Annotated in this window: 13 protein-coding genes; 4 read left to right on the forward strand and 9 right to left on the reverse strand. The window is 73.5% G+C overall.

Translation table 11 applies throughout. The features are described from left to right. Positions 1-20 precede the first annotated feature (20 nt). The 3 genes from ASD48_RS13245 to ASD48_RS13255 form a co-directional block, all read right to left on the reverse strand. Entirely contained in the window at positions 21-2,156 is a 2,136-nt protein-coding gene (locus ASD48_RS13245) for a M48 family metalloprotease (RefSeq protein ID WP_057601761.1), read from the reverse strand. After that, entirely contained in the window at positions 2,153-2,746 is a 594-nt protein-coding gene (locus ASD48_RS13250) for a hypothetical protein (protein ID WP_057601762.1), read from the reverse strand. The genes ASD48_RS13245 and ASD48_RS13250 overlap by 4 nt, the downstream gene beginning before the upstream one ends. A 71-nt stretch (positions 2,747-2,817) precedes the next feature. Beyond that, positions 2,818-3,732, reverse strand: coding sequence for a hypothetical protein (locus ASD48_RS13255; RefSeq protein WP_057601763.1), 915 nt, complete (start codon positions 3,730-3,732; stop codon positions 2,818-2,820). Between the two features lie 514 nt (positions 3,733-4,246). On the opposite strand from ASD48_RS13255, the gene ASD48_RS13260 reads away from it, so the two are divergent. Together ASD48_RS13260 and ASD48_RS13265 are read left to right on the forward strand one after the other, a co-directional pair. Continuing rightward, entirely contained in the window at positions 4,247-6,301 is a 2,055-nt protein-coding gene (locus ASD48_RS13260; RefSeq protein ID WP_057601764.1) for a phospholipase C, phosphocholine-specific, read from the forward strand. Positions 6,302-6,391: 90 nt separating this feature from the next. Further along, complete coding sequence (locus ASD48_RS13265) at positions 6,392-7,210, forward strand: phospholipid scramblase-related protein (RefSeq protein ID WP_057601765.1); 819 nt, start codon at positions 6,392-6,394, stop codon at positions 7,208-7,210. A gap of 54 nt (positions 7,211-7,264) precedes the next feature. Here the strand turns inward: ASD48_RS13265 and ASD48_RS13270 are convergent, their stop codons facing one another. Both ASD48_RS13270 and ASD48_RS13275 read right to left on the reverse strand, forming a co-directional pair. After that, positions 7,265-8,212: a hypothetical protein gene (locus tag ASD48_RS13270; protein WP_057601766.1), complete on the reverse strand. Its 948-nt coding sequence runs from the start codon at positions 8,210-8,212 to the stop codon at positions 7,265-7,267. After that, complete coding sequence (locus ASD48_RS13275; RefSeq protein WP_057601767.1) at positions 8,209-9,006, reverse strand: phosphatase PAP2 family protein; 798 nt, start codon at positions 9,004-9,006, stop codon at positions 8,209-8,211. The genes ASD48_RS13270 and ASD48_RS13275 overlap by 4 nt, the downstream gene beginning before the upstream one ends. Positions 9,007-9,227: 221 nt before the next feature. Between ASD48_RS13275 and ASD48_RS13280 the strand changes: the two genes are divergently transcribed. Next, on the forward strand, positions 9,228-9,842 hold the full coding sequence (locus ASD48_RS13280) for a TetR/AcrR family transcriptional regulator (RefSeq protein WP_057601768.1): 615 nt from the start codon (positions 9,228-9,230) through the stop codon (positions 9,840-9,842). Between the two features lie 335 nt (positions 9,843-10,177). Here ASD48_RS13280 and ASD48_RS13285 read toward each other — a convergent pair whose 3' ends face one another. Then, positions 10,178-11,227, reverse strand: a complete 1,050-nt coding sequence (locus ASD48_RS13285) for a DUF2510 domain-containing protein (protein WP_057601769.1) — start codon at positions 11,225-11,227, stop codon at positions 10,178-10,180. Between the two features lie 286 nt (positions 11,228-11,513). Between ASD48_RS13285 and ASD48_RS13290 the strand changes: the two genes are divergently transcribed. Next, on the forward strand, positions 11,514-14,228 hold the full coding sequence (locus tag ASD48_RS13290; RefSeq protein WP_057601770.1) for an AAA family ATPase: 2,715 nt from the start codon (positions 11,514-11,516) through the stop codon (positions 14,226-14,228). 208 nt (positions 14,229-14,436) lie between these two features. Here the strand turns inward: ASD48_RS13290 and pcaD are convergent, their stop codons facing one another. Genes pcaD through pcaG form a run of 3 tightly spaced genes read right to left on the reverse strand, consistent with a single transcriptional unit; the run spans position 14,437 to position 17,491 of the window. Then, positions 14,437-15,561: a 3-oxoadipate enol-lactonase gene (gene pcaD, locus ASD48_RS13295; protein WP_057601771.1), complete on the reverse strand. Its 1,125-nt coding sequence runs from the start codon at positions 15,559-15,561 to the stop codon at positions 14,437-14,439. Then, complete coding sequence (pcaB, locus tag ASD48_RS13300; protein WP_057601772.1) at positions 15,558-16,889, reverse strand: 3-carboxy-cis,cis-muconate cycloisomerase; 1,332 nt, start codon at positions 16,887-16,889, stop codon at positions 15,558-15,560. The genes pcaD and pcaB overlap by 4 nt, the downstream gene beginning before the upstream one ends. Next, entirely contained in the window at positions 16,886-17,491 is a 606-nt protein-coding gene (pcaG, locus tag ASD48_RS13305) for a protocatechuate 3,4-dioxygenase subunit alpha (RefSeq protein WP_057601773.1), read from the reverse strand. Before pcaG ends, pcaB begins: the two co-directional genes overlap by 4 nt. Between the last annotated feature and the right edge of the window lie 4 nt (positions 17,492-17,495).

The following is a 17,495-nucleotide window of genomic DNA, read 5'->3' on the forward strand; positions in this document are numbered from 1 at the left end:
GGGTCCGGGAGCGCGCAGGCTCAGCGGTGGTAGCGGAAGTACAGGTCGCAGCGCAGGAGTGAGGCGACCAGCGCCTCTCGGTCCACCGGACCGGCCGGGTCGCGCAGCAGTACCGCGGAGGCGGCGCGCAGGACGGTGTCGTCGAGGCCGCCCAGCAGATCGGCCGTGTCGCGCCGGCGCTGCGGGTCGGTCCAGATGACGGTTCCGCCGAGGGTCAGCGCACGGCACACGAGGGCTGTGTCCGCGCGCAGTTGGGCCGTGCGCTCCTCCTCGGGCGGGAGAACGGGGAGGTCCTCGATGGGCACGCTCCTGTCGTCGGCGGTGGTCGGTGAGCCGGGTCGGGCGGTGACCGTGGCCGGGGGGCCGGAGGACCGGGTGACCGATGTCGCCGACGTCCCGGCGAAGCCGCCGCCGACCGTGGCCCATCCGGCCCCCGCCGTGACGACGACCCCGGCGCAAGCGAGTACCGCCACGGGCCCGAAGCGGCGAGCGGTGATCCCTTCCCCGGCGCGCCGCGCCGCCCGGGCGAGCGGAACCAGTGCCCCGCCGACGCTCACCAGGACGCCCGTCACCCACCAGGGCGTGGCGATCACGCTCCACCGGATGTCCGGGGCGGCGCTGGCCGCCACCAGGCGGGCGAACAGGAACCAGCTGCCCAGCGGTACGGCCATCAGCAGCCCGGACACGACGACGGCCGCCGCGCACGCGGGTGCCGAGCGGGGCCCGGTCACTTCCGCCCGTGCGGCCCGGGCGAGAGAGGTGGTCCAGGTGGCGAACAACGCCCCGCCGATCATCAGGGCCACCGCCAGGGCGAGCACCTGGGCCCGGGGAGCGTGGGTGAGGGAGAGTGCCGTGGCCAGTCCGTCCGCGGTTCCGGTGTCCCGTACCCAGTCACCGGCGGCCCGCCCGGACAGTTGGCTGCCGACGAGCACACCGAGACCGAGCGCCGCCCCGGCCCGTGCCGGACGCCCGCCGGACGCGTCCCCGTGCCCCACCGCGACGGCCCGCCACCAGGCCACGACCACCACCCCGGCCACCATCCAGCCGGTCAACAACCCCGCGAGGTCGTAGGCGAGTTGGGCTCGGCCGGGCAGCAAGGAGGCGGCCAGCAGGGCCAGTTCGGTGAAGAGCAGTCCCGCGGCCACCCCCGTGGCCAGACACTCGGCGGCCGAAACCCCCCACGCTCGCGCCGGGTCCGCGAGCACGGCGAGGCGCGTCCCGGAGGTGGGATGGCTGGCGAGGCCCGCGGCGCGCAGAAGCCGCCGGCGAAGGTTCGGCGGCACGTCGGAGGCGACGTGTTCGGAGGTGGCGCCCAGCGGTGCGCGCGGATCCGCCTCCGCCGCGAGATCGGCGTCGTGCTCCCGCACGCGCAGCACCGCGCACAGCGTGAGCAGCAGGACGACCAGGACGACCGGCATCCGCGCCAGCAGGCCGACGCTGAGCAGGCCGGGGTCCAGCAGCAGTGCGGCGCCCACCGGCAGGGTGACCCCCGCGAGCAGGACCCACCAGGCCGCGACGGCGAGCTGTACCCGGCCCACGTCCCGCAGGCGCAGATGGGCCAGTTCGTGCCGGAACACCGCCTCCACCTGCCGGTCGGGCAGGTTGAAGGTGTTCGAGTCGGCCACGATCCACGGCTTTCGGGCGGTCCCCGATGCACGGGCCCCGACCCCGATGCGCCGCCCCCCGCGCACCCACAGCGTCGGCCGGGGCCCCTCCCGGTCGCCGTCCCCGTCGGGCAGTACGGCGGTCAGCCGGGCGGAGAGCGACGAGCGGTCGGGCCGAGCCGCCCACCGCCACAGGCTCAGCCGGCGTCCGGCGGCCCGGCCGAGCAGGGCGAGGACCAGCAGCCCGAGCGGCCCGCACAGCACCACTGCCGACTGGGTCAGCCGGACGTCGTCGACGCAACCGGTGAACCGGGCGAGCACCGCGTCGGGCGGGCCCTCGGCGGCCGGCAGACAGGCGAGTTGGGCGCCCGGCCAGTTGCCCTGCCCCAGGACCAGCCACCACCAGGCGGCGAACGAGGCACCCGCGCCCGCGACGAGGACCAGCAGCACCAGCCGGGTGGTGGTCGGCATGGGCAACGGGCTGGACACGAGCGCGCGGGCCCTCTCGCGCCGTTCGGCGGCGTGCGCGGCGGTGTCCGGCGCGCCGCTCACGACGGCGGTGTGTTCGCGGGCGCCCGCACCTCGCCCGGTTCCCGGCGGGAGTCATGTCCCTCGTCGGAGTCGGGGGGTTCCGGTTCCTCCTGGGCGTCCGGTGCCGGGCCGTTCGCGGGCTCCGCCGGTGGCCGCACCACGGCCACGACGACGATGTGGGCGCACGCCTCGGCCTGCGCGGGGGACAGCCGGGCGGTCCGGCTCTGGGCCAGGGCCCAGTCGGTGAGTTCCTGCCGCGTCACCCCGGAGAGCTCCGGGACGACGGCGGTCAGTGCCGCACGCCGCTCGTCGGCCGCGGCACCGCGCAGCCGCCGTCGCCGCCACCACCGTCCCAGTCTGCTGCCGCCGGCCCGGATGCGTCCGGAGGCGAGGTCGGCGAGGATCTGCGCGACCACCGCCACCAGGACCGGCAACAGGACGGCCGTCTGGATCCCGTCACCCAGCGGGTCCCCGGCCGGGCGGTGCAAGGGCTGTGGGGGGTACGGCCGGGCGGTGTAGGCCCGGCAGGTCTCGTCGACCTTCTCCAGTTCGGCCGGCGCGATGCCGCGGACCACTTCACGCAGGACGTCCTGCCCCGTGTACTGGTGCATGAATTCCTCCCGTGGGGACGGACCGGCGGTGCACATACGCGTCCCGTGGCGGCGTGTCGTCCGCCGCCGGGTCAGCCCCGCCCGTGGCGGCGGCGCCGGGTCGCGGCGAGGGCGGCACCAGCGGCGACCACGAGTGCGGCGACGCCGGCGGCGGCCAGGGCGGGGCTTCCGCTGTTCGCGAGCTGCTCCCCGTCCGTACCGCCGGACAGCGCCTGTGGAGCCGCCGGCGCCGGTACGGCCGACAGCGACGGGTCGCCGGACGCCACGGCCGAGGACGGCACTGTGGAAACGGAAGGGGAAACAGCAGAAGAAGCAGAAACAGAAGCGGAAACAGAAGCAGAAGGTGAAGCCGAGGCGCTCACGTCGGCAGTGGCGCTGACGGACGCCGACGCCGACGCCGAGGCCGACGCCGATCCCGTGGCCGTCGATTGCGCGACGACGGCATAGGACGCCTTGCCGTCCATCAGCGCCACCGGGTCGATCAACGGGCTCGGCTGGATGAGGCCCTGCGCGACGAACTGGACGGTGTTCGGGGTCGCAACCCGGGCGGTGAGCGCGATGCGCAGACCGATCCGAGCGGTGCCGCCCGCCGGGAGGGTGCCCACGGACGGCAGACCGGCGTCCGTGCTCAGGAAACCGGAGAGGGCGGTGTCTCCCGGCGTCAGCTCCACCGCGCGCCACACGGACGCGGCCGCGTCGAACCACTCCACGCGAACCTGCTGGGGTGTCAGCGGTGTTGCGGGCGGGGCGAGTCGGATGCCCACGGAGACGATGAAGCTGTTGGTGATGGCCGTGTTCAGCGTGTTGTGGAACAAGCCGTCGACCGTCAGGGGAGCACCGCCGGACGCCAACTGCCCTGTGTTCGGCGTCAGTTCGACATACGGTGCGACCGGGTCGGCGGCCTGGGCCGGCGCCGCGCCGAGTCCCGGTGGAAACAGGAGCGCGGCCCAGCCCGGCAGGGTGGCGAAGAAGGCTCTACGGCGCACGACGACCAGCTCCCCCCGGCGCGCGCCCCCAGCGCGCTTCCTGGCGTGATGCAGGAGAGTTTAAAGGATTAAGTACCTATAGAGATAGGCTCATCACATTCAGTCATGAATGAACAGATTTTGTCCCTTTCGTCGCCTGAGATGAAAGGGAACGACCGATACCCCGGCAGCGGGGTTGGGGCCGGTTCGGTGCCTACCGGTGCCACCGGTCAGCCGTAGGTGCTGCCCGGCGGACGCACGGAGTGCGGGCTACCGGCCGACCGCCGGCCACCGACCACCGATCCGGCCACTGACCACCGGCCATCGATCCCGGTCCCGGAGTCGCCGGTCGGAGTCGGCGGGCCGGAGCGGCTTGGGAATCTCTTGGTCCGCCGCACATCCCTCGTACCGTCGACTTTCACACCGGCGTCATCCGGGCCTTCCCTGACGTTCGGTGCCCTTGGAACACTCCTTGCGCGCGCATTGCGTCACGAACCGGCAGGCGCAGCCCTTCCGTACGAGAGGTGCCTCACCCATGCCCGAAGTCAACCGGCGCCGATTCCTCCAACTCGCGGGCGCCACGACGGCGTTCACCGCACTCTCCGGCAGCATCGAACGTGCCGCCGCGCTGCCCGCGAACCACCGCACGGGATCGATCGAGGACGTCGAGCACATCGTCGTCCTGATGCAGGAGAACCGCTCCTTCGACCACTACTTCGGCAAGCTGCGGGGTGTCAGAGGCTTCGGCGACCCGCGCCCGGTCACCCTGCCGAACGGCAAGCCGGTCTGGCACCAGGCGGACGGCGCGGGCAAGGACGTCCTTCCGTTCCACCCCGACGCCGACGACCTGGGTCTCGCCTTCCTCCAGGACCTCCCGCACGGCTGGAACGACGGCCATGTCGCCTTCGCCGGCGGCAGGTACGACAAGTGGGTGCCCGCGAAGAGCGCCACGACGATGGCGTACCTGACCCGCGAGGACATCCCCTTCCACTACGCGCTGGCCGACACCTTCACCGTCTGCGACGCCTACCACTGCTCGTTCATCGGCTCCACGGACCCCAACCGCTACTACCTGTGGACCGGACACACGGGCAACGACGGCAAGGGCGGCGGGCCGGTCCTCGGCAACGACGAGGCCGGCTACAGCTGGACGACGTACCCCGAACGCCTGGAGCGGGCCGGGGTCTCCTGGAAGATCTACCAGGACGTCGGCGACGGTCTCGACGCGAACGGCAGCTGGGGCTGGATCCAGGACGCCTACCGCGGCAACTACGGCGACAACTCGCTGCTCTACTTCACGCAGTACCAGAACGCCCGCCCCGGCGACCCGCTGTACGACAAGGCCCGCACCGGTACCGACGCCCGCACGGGCGAGGGGTACTTCGAGCAGCTGAAGGCGGACGTCAAGGGCGGCCGGCTGCCGCAGATCTCCTGGATCGCCGCCCCCGAGGCCTTCTCCGAACACCCCAACTGGCCCGCGAACTACGGCGCCTGGTACATCGCCCAGGTCCTCGACGCGCTCACCTCCGACCCGAAGGTGTGGGCGAAGACGGCCCTGTTCGTCACCTACGACGAGAACGACGGCTTCTTCGACCACCTGATCCCGCCGTTCCCGCCGGCCTCGGCCGCGCAGGGCCGCTCGACGGTCGACGTGGGCCTCGACGTCTTCCCGGGCGACAGCGGCCACACCGCCGGCCCCTACGGACTCGGCCAGCGGGTGCCCATGCTCGTCATATCCCCCTGGAGCAGGGGCGGTTACGTCTGCTCCGAGACGCTCGACCACACCTCGGTCATCCGGTTCATGGAGCGCCGCTTCGGCGTCCACGAGCCGAACATCTCGCCGTGGCGGCGCGCGGTGTGCGGCGATCTGACCTCCGCGTTCGACTTCACCCGCCCGGACACCCGGCCGGTCGCCCTCCCGGACACCGACGGCTACGAGCCCCCGGACCGCGGCCGCCACCCCGACTACGTGCCCACCCCGCCGGCCGTCCCCGCCCTGCCGAAGCAGGAGCGGGGCACGCGGCCCACCCGCCCGCTCGCGTACGCGCCCGCCGTGCACGGTTCGGTGGACCCGACCGCGGGGACCCTCACCCTCACCTTCGCCTCCGGGGCCGAGGCCGGCGCCGCCTTCCTGGTCACCTCCGGCAACCGCGCCGACGGACCGTGGAGCTACACCACGGGGGCGGGCGCGACGGTCGCGGACACCTGGAACTCGGCGTACTCGGGCGGCTCGCACGACCTGACCGTGCACGGCCCGAACGGATTCCTGCGCGTCTTCAAGGGGTCGGGCAAGGCGGCCGGGGCCGAGGTGACCGCCCGGCACGTCGACGGCGGTCTGGAACTCACCTTCACCCACCGGGGCTACGGCACGGTGGAGCTGAAGGTGGCCGACGGCTACGGCGGGCGGCCCACGACCGTCAGGCTGAGGCCCGGCGGCTCGCTCCGGCGCACCCTGGACCTGCGGGCGAGCCGCCGGTGGTACGACCTCACCGTCACCTCCGGCGCCGACCCGGCGTTCCTGCGGCGGTTCGCCGGACACGTCGAGAACGGCCGCCCCGGCGTGAGCGACCCGGCGATCGTCACGGAGTGACCGCTTGGGCCGCTGCCACGGTAAATGCGCGGTGAACACCGCATCGTGGGGGCTGGTCAGGTCGCGGTGGGCTCGGGGTAATGTGCCCCGGTGACCACGCATTCGAACACACCTTCAGGCTGGTATCCGGACCCGCACGGGGCGGACCGGATCCTGCGCTACTGGGACGGCGCCCAGTGGACCGAGCACACGCACGAGGACGGCAAGGGCCAGGCCGCGCCGCAGGTGCCCCACCAGGCGGGGCCGGACGGGCGCGTCCAGCGCCAGGTGCAGCAGCAGGCCGGGGTCGCCGCGGGCGGCCCCGGTGGCGGCACCCTCTTCAGCGAGCCGGTGCTGGTGGTGAACCAGAAGGCCAAGCTGATCGAGCTGACCAACGAGTACAAGGTCATGGACCAGCAGGGCGGTCAGCTCGGTTCGGTCGTCCAGGTCGGCCAGAGCGCGCTGCGCAAGATCCTGCGCTTCGTCGTCAGCATCGACCAGTACCTGACGCACAAGCTGGAGATCCGCGACGTCCACGGGCAGCCGGTGCTGCTGCTGACGCGTCCGGCGAAGTTCCTCAAGTCGCGGGTGGTCGTGACGCGCCCCGACGGGCAGCCGGTCGGCGAGATCGTCCAGCAGAACGTCTTCGGAAAGATCAACTTCGCCATCAACGCGGACGGCCGTCAGATCGGCGCGATCAAGGCGGAGAACTGGCGGGCGTGGAACTTCGCGATCGTCGACCACGCCGACAACGAGGTCGCCCGGATCACCAAGACCTGGGAAGGCCTCGCCAAGACGATGTTCACCACGGCGGACAACTACGTCCTCCAGATCCACTACCAGCTGCCCGAGCCGCTGCTGAGCCTGGTCGTCGCCACGGCCCTGACCGTGGACACCGCGCTCAAGCAGGACGCGCGCGGCCTCGGCTGACGCCCGTCGCGGGGCGGTGACACCCCCGTCGGGTGTCACCGCCCCGCTTCGGGGCTACAGCGGGGTGAGGTGCTCCGGACCGGTCGTCGGCCGGGGCAGCAGGGCCGGTTCCGCCGACGCCGTCTCCGGCCTCAGGGCCAGCACCGCCGCCACGGGGTGATCCTCGTCCTGGACGGCACCGGGCTCCGGCGCGGCCCGGGACAGCAGCACCACACCCCAGCCCGCGACGCCCGCTCCGGCCAGCGCCAGGAGCACACCCGCCGCCCCGCCCTGGAGGCGTTCGCCCAGGAGCGCGAGGCCGATCGCCGCGGCGGCCACCGGGTTCGCCAGGGTCACCATCGCCAGCGGTGCGCCGAGGCCACCCCGGTAGGCGGTCTGCGACAGCAGCAGGCCGGCCGCCGCGAAGGCCGCGACCAGCAGCGCCACACCGATCACCTGCACGCTGAGCAGCGGGCCCGACCGGTCCGTCACGGCCACGGTCACGGTCTGGGTGAGCGCCGAGGCGACGCCCGAGGCGAAGCCGGACGCGGTCGCGTGCCGCAGCCCCGGCTTGGCGCCGCGCCGGGCCAGCAGTCCGATGAGCGCCGCCGTCGCGCCCGCCACCGCCACCGCCTCCGGCACGCTCAGGACGTCCTCGGGAGCCGGGCCCGACGCGGTGACCAGGATCGCCGCCAGCCCGGCCAGGGTGAAGGCGGTGCCCCGCCACTCGGCGGCGCTGACCCTGCGCCCGGCGACCCGCGCGCCCATCGGCACCGCCGCGACCAGGGTGAGCGCGCCGAGCGGCTGCACCACGGTGAGCGGTCCGTACTTGAGGGCGACCACGTGCAGCAGCGCGGCGGCGGCGTTCAGCCCCACCGACGACCACCAGGCGCCGTTGCCGAGCAGACGCAACAGGCCGGTGCCGGGGTGCCGGGAGGCCAGCCGTTCCTGTGCGACGGCGGCGGCCGCGTAGGCGACGGCCGAGAAGAGGGACAGGACGACCGCGACCACGGTGGCGTTCATCGGCCCGCTCCCACGAGGACCGGCTTCTCGGCCGGGGCGGCGGCGCGGGTGTCGCGCCGCGGCGTCGGGGCCGTGCGCCGGGGGGCGTGGATCAGCGCGAGCGCGAGGCCGAGCAGGGCGCCCGCCACGATCGCGTCGAGCCAGTAGTGGTTCGCCGTGCCCACGATCACCAGCAGGGTCAGCAGCGGATGCAGCAGCCACAGCCACCGCCACCGTGACCGGGTGGCGACGACGAGGCCGATCGCGACCATCAGCGCCCAGCCGAAGTGCAGCGAGGGCATCGCCGCGAACTGGTTCGACAGATGGTCCGTCCGCGGCGGGCCGTACACCGACGGCCCGTACACGCGCGCGGTGTCGATCAGTCCCGTCGCCGTCAGCATCCGCGGCGGGGCGAGCGGAAGGGCGAGGTGCAGCACCAGGGCGGCGGCGGTGACCGCGGCCAGCACCCGGCGGGCCCACACGTAGTGGGCCGGGCGCCGCAGGTAGAGCCAGACCAGGAAGGCCAGGGTGGCGGGGAAGTGCACGGTCGCGTAGTAGGTGTTCGCGACCTTGACCAGGGTGGCGCCGTGCAGCAGCAGGGCCTGGACGGAGTCTTCCCCGGGCAGTCGGAGCAGACGTTCGACGTGCCACACGTCGTGTGCGTTGCGGAAGGCCTCGCCGGTGTGGCCCGCGGCCAGCTGCCGGCCGAGCTTGTAGACGAGGAAGAGCCCTGCGACCAGCAGGAACTCTCGGACTATGGGCGGCCGCGCCGGTGTGACCGGCTCCGCTTTCCCAGGCTCGGTGCGGGCATTCATCCCCCGGCCCCTTCACTGACGGTGGTGCGTGTGGGTGGTGCTGCCGCGCTCGTTACTCGTGCATACACCATCGATACGATGTCGTACCGATACGTCAGTGTACCGATACGCGCGCGTACCGGTACACTGACGTATCGATTGATGTGCGCCACACTGGTCAGAGGCTCTCGCGGGAGCCTCGAGGCACACCACAGAGACGCTCGAGAAGCGAGGGAAGGCAGATGACGTCGCAGGCAGCGGACGGACCCGAGTCGGTCGCCGCCACGAGCCGCTCCAAGCTCACGCCGGAGCGTGAGCAGGAGTTCTTCGACGCCGTGCTGAACCAGGTCCGTGAATGCGGTTACGAGGCCGTCACCATGGAGGGCATCGCCGCCAGCACCCGGTGCAGCAAGTCCACGCTCTACCGGCAGTGGAAGACCAAGCCCCAGTTCGTCGTGGCCGCCCTGCGCTCGCGTCGCGAGGCCCGGCTCACCGGTATCGACACGGGCTCGCTCGCCGAGGACCTGCGCGAGGCCGCGCGGGCCACCGGCCGCTGGTCGACGAACGACACGAAGCTGCTGCAGGCGCTCGGCCACGCCGTCACCGGTGACCAGGATCTCGCGCTGGCGCTGCGGGAGGCGATCGTCGACCCCGAGATCGAGGCCCTGCGCGACATCCTGCGGCGCGGGGTCGAGCGCGGCGAGGTCGCCCGCGACCACCCGGCGCTGGAGTACATCCCGGCGCAGATGTTCGGCGTGATCCGCGCCCGTCCCGTCGTCGACGGGGAGTACGCGGACGAGGAGTACCTGGTCCGCTTCGTGGAGGCCGCCGTACTGCCGGCGCTCGGTCTCACCTAGAGACCGCCACCGACCGCAACGCAGACGGAAACACGGACCGGCACCGAGACGGAAACACAGACCGGCACCGGGACGGAAACACAGACCGGCACCGGGACGGAAACACAGACCGGCACCGGGACGGAAACACAGACCGGCACCGGGACGGAAACACGGACCGGAACACAGACCGAAACAGAGATCAGCACAGAGATCGACACTGGCTCAGGCCGCCGTCCACGGGATGACTGGACGGTGACCTGTCTCGCGCCGCACCGTGGGGACGGGGGCGGCGCGCACCACCCGGCCGGGTGGGGCCCCCTTGAGCGGAGGGGTGCCCCACCCGGCCGACCGTGTCAGACGTCCTGGCCGCTGCCGCCGCCCGTCGACACCTTGATGCCCTTGGTGATGGTGTCGATGACGGACACGCTCTGATCGGCGTCGAGCCCGAAGCGGAGCACGACCAGCCGCTTGGTGTCCGCGGGCGCGGGGAACGCCAGCGACTCGACATAGCCGTCCGCACCCTTGCTCGTGACCGCCTTCCAGCGCACCAGGTAGCCCTTCTGCCCGGCCACCGTCACCGCCTTGGAGGCGAGCACCTGGTGCGAGGTGATCGCGCCGTACGTCGTGCCGCCGTAGGACTCCTCGGCGTTGGCCGAGATGTCCGCCTTCGCGACCGCCTCGGCGGTCTCGCCCTTGGTCTCCAGCACCTCGACGGGCGCCGAGTAGACGCCGCCCTTGGTGCAGGTCTTCGAGGTGTCGCCGGGGCACTTGTAGGAGGAGTCGGAGGTGATCTGGGCGCCCACGCTCAGCTCCTGGCCGGTCCAGCCGTCCGGGATGGCGATGCTGATCCCGTTGAGCGCGTCGGTCACCGAACCGCTCTTGATCTTCGGCGGCTCGGACTCCCCGGGCGAGGGAGAGGCCCCGCCCGAGCCCCCGGAACCCCCTGAGCCCCCCGAACCGCCGGAGCCGCCCGAGCCACCGGAGTCGCCGAAGGGCCCGCCCTGACCGCCGCCGTCCTGGCCGCCCGCGCCGCCGGGCCCGCCCTGCCCGCCCGGTCCCTGGGCCGTGCCACCGCCGCCGCCCGAGCCGTCGTCCTTGGCCAGCGCGTACACGCCGACCCCGATGCTGGCGAGGACCGCCACGGCCGCGGCGACGGCTATGCCCGTCCGCAGTCCGCGCCGCGGGGGCGGGCCCGCCGGCGCCGCGGGATACCCCGGATAACCGGGATACGCCGGGTACGCGCCGTCCGCCGGGGTCTGCGCCGGCGGACCCCATACGGCGGCCGAGCCCGCGGCGCGGGTCTGGTCCGTCCATGCCTTGCCGTCCCACCAGCGTTCGGTGGCGGGACCGTCACTTGTCTGCCCCGGATCGGGATACCACCCGGGAGGAGTCACCTGCGTCATGACCCCACCGTATGAGGCGTCGGTGAAAGCCGGATGAGAGGGAGGGCACTGTCGTGAAATCCGTTCCGGGCGCCGCGCCGCCCGGCTGGCGTGAATAGGACGTCAATTAGGTGCCCATCACCCGCCGTTGACGCCGGGGGTCCACTTCCGCAGGCCCGCCGGGGCGTCCCGGACCGTCGCGTGTCACCCTGGAGGCGGGACCTGCCCGGACCGCCCTCCGCGCGAGCCCCCGGAAGGCTACGCTCGACGTCGGTACGTCGTTCGGGCGACTTGGGGAGGTAGCGGGATGACGGAGGTCGGGCCGACGACGGCCGCCTCGGCTTCCCTGTGGGAGCGCGAGCGGGAAGTCGCCGCCATCGCGGAGGCGGTGGAGACACTCTGCGCCGACCGGTCCTCGTCGGGTCACCTGCTGGTGCTCCGGGGCGAGGCGGGATTCGGCAAGACCGCGTTGTTGGCCGAGACACGCCGTATCGCCGAGAGCCGCGGCTGCGCGGTCTGGTCGGCCCGCGGCGGCGAGACACTGCGGTCCGTCCCCTTCAACGTGGTACGGCAGTTGCTGCAGCCCACCCTGCTGTCCCTGCACCCGGAGGAGGCCCGCGAGTACCTCGGCGACTGGTACGACATCGCCGGCCCCGCCCTCGGCATATTGGAACCCGGCGAGGGCCACGCCGACCCGCAGGGCGTCTGCGACGGCCTCGTCGCCGCCGTGACCCGGCTGGCCAGGCGCGACTACCCGCTCGTCCTGCTGATCGACGACGCGCACTGGGCCGACCAGGAGACCCTGCGCTGGCTCGTCGCGTTCGTCGAGCGCCTCGACGAACTCTCCGTCCTGGTCGTGGTGGCCCGCAGGCCCGGCGAGGTCAAGGGCGACGCCGCCCGCCACCTCGACGCCATCGGTGCGGCCGCCGGCCGCGCCGTCACCAGCCTCAGCGCCCTGACCCCGCCCGCGGTCGCCGGCCTCACCCGGGCCACCCTCGGCCCGCACGCCGACGCCGCGTTCTGCCGCGAGGTGTGGGCCGTCACCGACGGCAACCCCTACGAGACCGTCGAACTCCTCGCCAAGGTCCGCGACAGCGAACTCGAGGCGAGCGAGTCCTCGGCGGGCGAACTGCGCGCCCTCAACCGCGCGGCCCGCGGCGGCGGCCTCGTCGACCGCCTGGAGAAACTCGGCGTCGACGCCACCAAGTTCGCCATGGCAGCCGCGATCCTCGGCGCCGACATCTCCGTCGACCAGGCCGCCCTGCTCGCCGGACTCGGCCGCGACGACGCCGCGCGCTGCGCCGAGCTGCTGCGCAACGCCCGCATCCTCACCGAGCCCGTCCCGGGGGCCGTCCCGGCGGGCGACGGCGATCTGGAGTTCGTCCACCCGCTGATCGCCTCCGCCGTCTACGACTCCATCCCCGGAGGCCTGCGCACCGCGATGCACGGCATCGCCGCACAGGTCGTCACCGACGCCGGCAAGGGCCTCGCGGCCGCCTCCCGGCACCTGCTCCAGGTGCACGCGGAGGGCGACGAGGAGCTCGTCGAGCAGCTGCGCGAGGCCGCTCGCGAACACCTCGCCGTCGGCGCCCCCGACGCGGCCCGCCGCTGTCTGGAACGGGCCCTGAGCGAACCGCCCGCCGCCGAGGTGCACGCGCACGTGCTCTACGAACTGGGCTGCGCCACCCTCCTCACCGCCCCCGCCAGGACCATCGACCACCTGCGCACCGCCCTCGCCATGCCGGGCCTCGACGGCACCGAGCGCGTCGACGCCGTCTACCGCCTCTCCCAGGCCCTTCTGCACAACGACCAGCTGGAGGAAGCCGTCCGCACGGTCGAGGCGGAGGCCGCCCGGCACGCCCCCGGCCCCGCGCGGCTGCGACTCCAGGCGGTGCAGTTCATGTGGGAGGGCGTGCACGCCGGCGAGGCGACCACACCGCGCCGCTCCGAGCGGCTCGCCGAGCTGGCCGCGACCTGTACCGGCCGGGACAACGCCGAGCGCGCCCTGCTCATCCTGCGCGGCTTCGACGCCATGACCCACGGCGAGAACGCCGAGGAGGTCGCCGAGTTCTGCGACCGCGCCCTCGTCAACGGCGGTCTCGCCCCCGGGCTCGGCTGGACCGACCAGGAGTGGGGCATCGAACTGCTGATGATGCTGGCCAGCTCCTACGCCTACACCGACCGGCTCGACCGCGCCGACGCCCTCTTCAACGAGGCGTTGCGCGCCTACACGTCCGCCGGATGGAGCGGCGGCCACCTCGCGCTGGCCCACGCCTACCTCGGACTGGGCCTGCGCCGCCGGGGCCGTCTGAAGGAGGCGGAGGAGTCCCTCAGGGAGTCCCTGCGGGTCGCCGAACGCGTCGGCCGCGGCCTGCCCCTGTACTGGTCGGCCACCTGCAACCTCGTCGACACCCTGCTGGCCCGCGGCCATGTCGCCGAGGCCTGGGAGACCGCCGAACAGTACGGTTTCGCCCCGCCGTACCCGTCGACGATCGTGCTGCCCGACCCGCGCTCGGTGCGTGGCCGGCTGCTGCTGGCCGTAGGCCGGGTCAAGGACGGCATCAACGAACTGGAGGCGGCCGAGAAGGCGGCCGCCGCACGCGGCCACCTCAACCCCGTGATGGTCCCCTGGGCCGTCGAACTCGCCCGGGCGCTGGCCACCGAGGATCCGGACCGGGCGAACCGGCTCGTCTCCGAGGCCCGTCGTCAGGCGGAGCGCTTCGGCACCGACACCGCGATCGGGGAGGCCCTGCGCTGCGCCGCCGCCCTGGAGACCGGCCAGCGCGCGGTCCGGCTGGCCCAGCAGGCGGTCACCTTCCTGGAGTCCTCGCCCTGCCAGTACGAACACGCGGCCGCCCGCGTCGAGTACGGCATCCTCTCCCGCTCGGTGTCCGAACTCGGCCGGGGCCTGTCACTGGCGCGTTCCTGCGGAGCGGACGGCCTGGTGGACAAGGCCCAGCAGGCACTGCGGGGCATGGGCGCGCCGCAGGTCGGCCTGGTACCCGGACAGACCCGGAGGTAGCCGCGCCAGGCCGCCGGTGGAGGTGACACCGGCGGCCTGCCGCGGCGGCGCTGCTGGGGCGCGGTTCGCAGGGCGCGCGGGGCAGTCGCCGTCAGGTGCCCGGCAGCGCCCGGCAGCCGGTTTCCGGGCGCTGCCGCCGATGCCACCACCGGCGGGATCACCCCCGGCCGTACACGCTCCGGCCGTACACGCCTCGGCCGTACGCGGCTCAGCCGGTCCCGTCCTCCTCGGCCAGCACGCGCTGGGCCGTCGCGAACGCCGAGTTCGCCGCCGGAACCCCGCAGTAGACGGCCGTCTGGAGCAGCACGGCGCCGATCTCCTCGGGCGTGAGCCCGTTGCGCCGGGCCGCCCGCACATGCATGGCCAGCTCGTCGTAGTGGCCGTGCGCCACCAGCGCGGTCAGTGTGATCATGCTGCGCTCGCGGCGGCTCAGCGTCGGGTCGGTCCAGATCTCGCCCCAGGCATAGCGGGAGATGAAGTCCTGGTAGCGCGCGGTGAACGCGTTCTGCCGGGCCTGCGCCCGGTCCACGTGCGCGTCCCCGAGCACCTCCCGGCGCACCTCCATGCCTCGCCTGGCCCCACCGTCGAGATGGGTACGCAGCACGGTCAGCACGGCCTCGGGGCACTCGGCGGGCGCGAGGTGCGAGGCGCCCGGCAGCTCGACCAGCGTGGCGCCCGGCACCGCGTCCGCGATCTCCCGCAGATGCGCCGGCGGCGTCGCCGGATCCTGACGCCCCGCGATCAGCAGGGTCCGCACCGCGATCTCCGGCAGCCGCTCGCGCAGATCGAACGCGGCCAGCGCGTCACAGCACGCCGCGTAGGCCTCCGGGTCGGCCTCGCGGTGGTCGGCGACCAGCTCCGGCACGGTGAACCCGGGTGTGAACCAACGGGCGTTCGCACCCTCGGCGAGTCCCGCCAGTCCCTCGCGGCGCACCAGCGCGGCCCGCTCCTCCCACGGCGTGGACCCGTTGAAGTGGGCCGACGAACAGATGACCGCCAGGGCCGTCACCCGCTCCGGGTGGTGCAGCGCCAGATGCAGACCCACCGCGCCGCCCAGGGACACGCCCGCGTACGCGAACCGCTCCAGGCCGAGCGAGTCGGCCAGCGCCAGCACCAGGTCGGCGAGGTCGCCCACGGTGGCCCCGGGGCCGATCAGTCCGGCCGCCGAACCCCCGTGCCCCGGCAGGTCCCAGCGGACCACCCGGTGCGTGGCGGACAGCTCCGGCGCGAGCTTGTCCCACAGGGCGTACGAGGTACCCAGCGAGGGGCCGAGCAGCAGCGCCGGAGCGGAAGTCGGGCCCTCGGCAAGGTGGTTGAGCAGCTTCTCGGTCAACGTCGCTCCAGCGCACGGTCGGTGAGGCTTCCGGCGGAGCCGGTGTAGCGGGCGGGATCGGTGAGGTCGCCGAGGTCGGCGTCCTTCAGGTCGGGCTCCGCCGCGAGCAGTTCGGCCAGCGGACGGTCCTCGGCGTAGGTGCGCCGGGCGAGCTCGGTGAGCAGCTCCTTGGCGCGGGCACGGCCGAGCACGGCCGCCAGCGCCGCGGACAGCCGCTCGGAGACGATCAGCCCGTGGGTGAGGTCGAGGTGCGCCCGCATCGCGTCCGCGTCCACCCGGAGCCCCTCGGTCAGCTCGGCCGCGTCCCGGGCCGCCCCGCCGGTCAGCCGGAGCAGCTCCCTGAGCGGCTCCCACTCGGCGTGCCACGCCCCGGCCGGCCGCTCGTCCTCCGCCGCCAGCGACCCGTACAGGGTGGCCGCGAGCTGCGGGGCGCGCCGGGCGGCGGCCGCGATCAGCGTGGACCGCACCGGGTTGGCCTTGTGCGGCATGGCCGAGGAACCGCCTCCGCTGCCCTCCGCCACCTCGGCGATCTCGGTGCGGGCGAGGGTCAGGACGTCCGTCGCGACCTTCCCCAGCGCACCCGCCGCGAGGGCCAGACAGCCGGCCAGGTCGGCGATCGGCGTGCGCAGGGTGTGCCACGGCAACAGGGGTTCCCGCAGCCCGAGTTCACGAGCGAAAGCGGCGGGCAGCGCCGTCGCGTCGGTGGCGCCGTACGCCGTGAAGGCCGCCAGTGTCCCGGCCGCGCCGCCGAGTTGGGCGGGCAGCGAGTCCCGTACCGCCGTCATCCGGTCCCGCGCGTCCAGCACCAGCGACCGCCAGCCGGCCGCCTTCAGTCCGAAGGTCGTCGGCACGGCGTGCTGGGTGAGCGTCCGGCCCGGCATCGGCGTGTCACGGTGCTCGGCCGCCAGCCGGGCCAGCGCCCGCTCGACCCGGTCGAGGTCGGCCAGCAGCAGGGCGAGGGTGCGCACCGCGACCAGCATCGTCGCCGTGTCCATGATGTCCTGGCTGGTCGCGCCCCGGTGGACGTACGGGCCGTACTCCTCGCCGACCGCCTTCGTCAGATCGGCGACCAGCGGGATCACCGGGTTCCCGCCGCCGCGCGCCCGCTCCGCGAGCGAGCGGACGTCGAAGCCGCCGTCGTCGGCCGCCGAGGTGACCGCCGCTCCGGCGCCCCGCGGGGTCAGCCCCAGCGCCTCCTGGGCGCGGGTCAGCGCGGCCTCCGCGTCGAGCAGCGCCCGCAGAAAGGCGTCGTCGTCGGTCGCGGCCGCGGCGGGGGAGCCGACCCACCCGGGGGCGAGCAGACCGGCGTCGTGGTGCGCAGTTGTCACTGGAACTCCAGGAAGACCGTCTCGCCTTCGCCCTGAAGGCGGATGTCGAAACGGTAGGTCCCCAGCTCGCCCCGGGTGGCGATGAGCGTGTCGCGCCGCGCCGGGTCCACCCGCGTCAGCAGCGGGTCGGCGGTCAGCGCGGCCGCGTCGTCCGGCAGGTAGATCCGGGTGAACAGGTGCACCAGCAGCCCGCGGGCGAACACACAGACACTCAGATACGGGGCGCTTTGACCGCGCGCGCCCGGTCGCAGCGTGCGCGCCGACCAGTGGCCGTTGGCATCCGTCTGGATGCGGCCCCAGCCGGTGAACTCCACGCCGTTGCGGCCGAGGAAACCGCCGCTGGACGCATCCCGCCGCATCGAGCCGTCCACCTGCGGCAGATTGCCCTCGGGGTCCGCGCCCCACAGTTCCAGGAACGCGTCAGGCAACGGGTTTCCCTCCCCGTCGTACACATAGCCCTGGAGCGCGATCGTGTCCGGGTGGCCGAGCGGGGCGATGTCACCGCCGCCGGGAAACGGCAGGGCATGGCCGTAGAAAGGGCCGACCGTGTGCGACGGAGTGGGGAGCACGGTCTCCGGACGGCTCGTGTCGATCTTCGTCATGACA

The sequence above is a fragment of the Streptomyces sp. Root1310 genome (assembly GCF_001426425.1).
Classification (GTDB): Bacteria; Actinomycetota; Actinomycetes; order Streptomycetales; family Streptomycetaceae; genus Streptomyces.

Bases quoted from the DNA above. Each gene is read 5' to 3' on its own strand.
- ASD48_RS13250 (WP_057601762.1), bottom strand. From the start codon at position 2,746: ATGCACCAGTACACGGGGCAGGACGTCCTGCGTGAAGTGGTCCGCGGC.
- ASD48_RS13260 (WP_057601764.1), top strand. From the start codon at position 4,247: ATGCCCGAAGTCAACCGGCGCCGATTCCTCCAACTCGCGGGCGCCACG.
- ASD48_RS13270 (WP_057601766.1), bottom strand. From the start codon at position 8,212: ATGAACGCCACCGTGGTCGCGGTCGTCCTGTCCCTCTTCTCGGCCGTC.
- ASD48_RS13275 (WP_057601767.1), bottom strand. From the start codon at position 9,006: ATGAATGCCCGCACCGAGCCTGGGAAAGCGGAGCCGGTCACACCGGCG.
- ASD48_RS13280 (WP_057601768.1), top strand. From the start codon at position 9,228: ATGACGTCGCAGGCAGCGGACGGACCCGAGTCGGTCGCCGCCACGAGC.
- ASD48_RS13285 (WP_057601769.1), bottom strand. From the start codon at position 11,227: ATGACGCAGGTGACTCCTCCCGGGTGGTATCCCGATCCGGGGCAGACA.
- ASD48_RS13290 (WP_057601770.1), top strand. From the start codon at position 11,514: ATGACGGAGGTCGGGCCGACGACGGCCGCCTCGGCTTCCCTGTGGGAG.
- pcaG (WP_057601773.1), bottom strand. From the start codon at position 17,491: ATGACGAAGATCGACACGAGCCGTCCGGAGACCGTGCTCCCCACTCCG.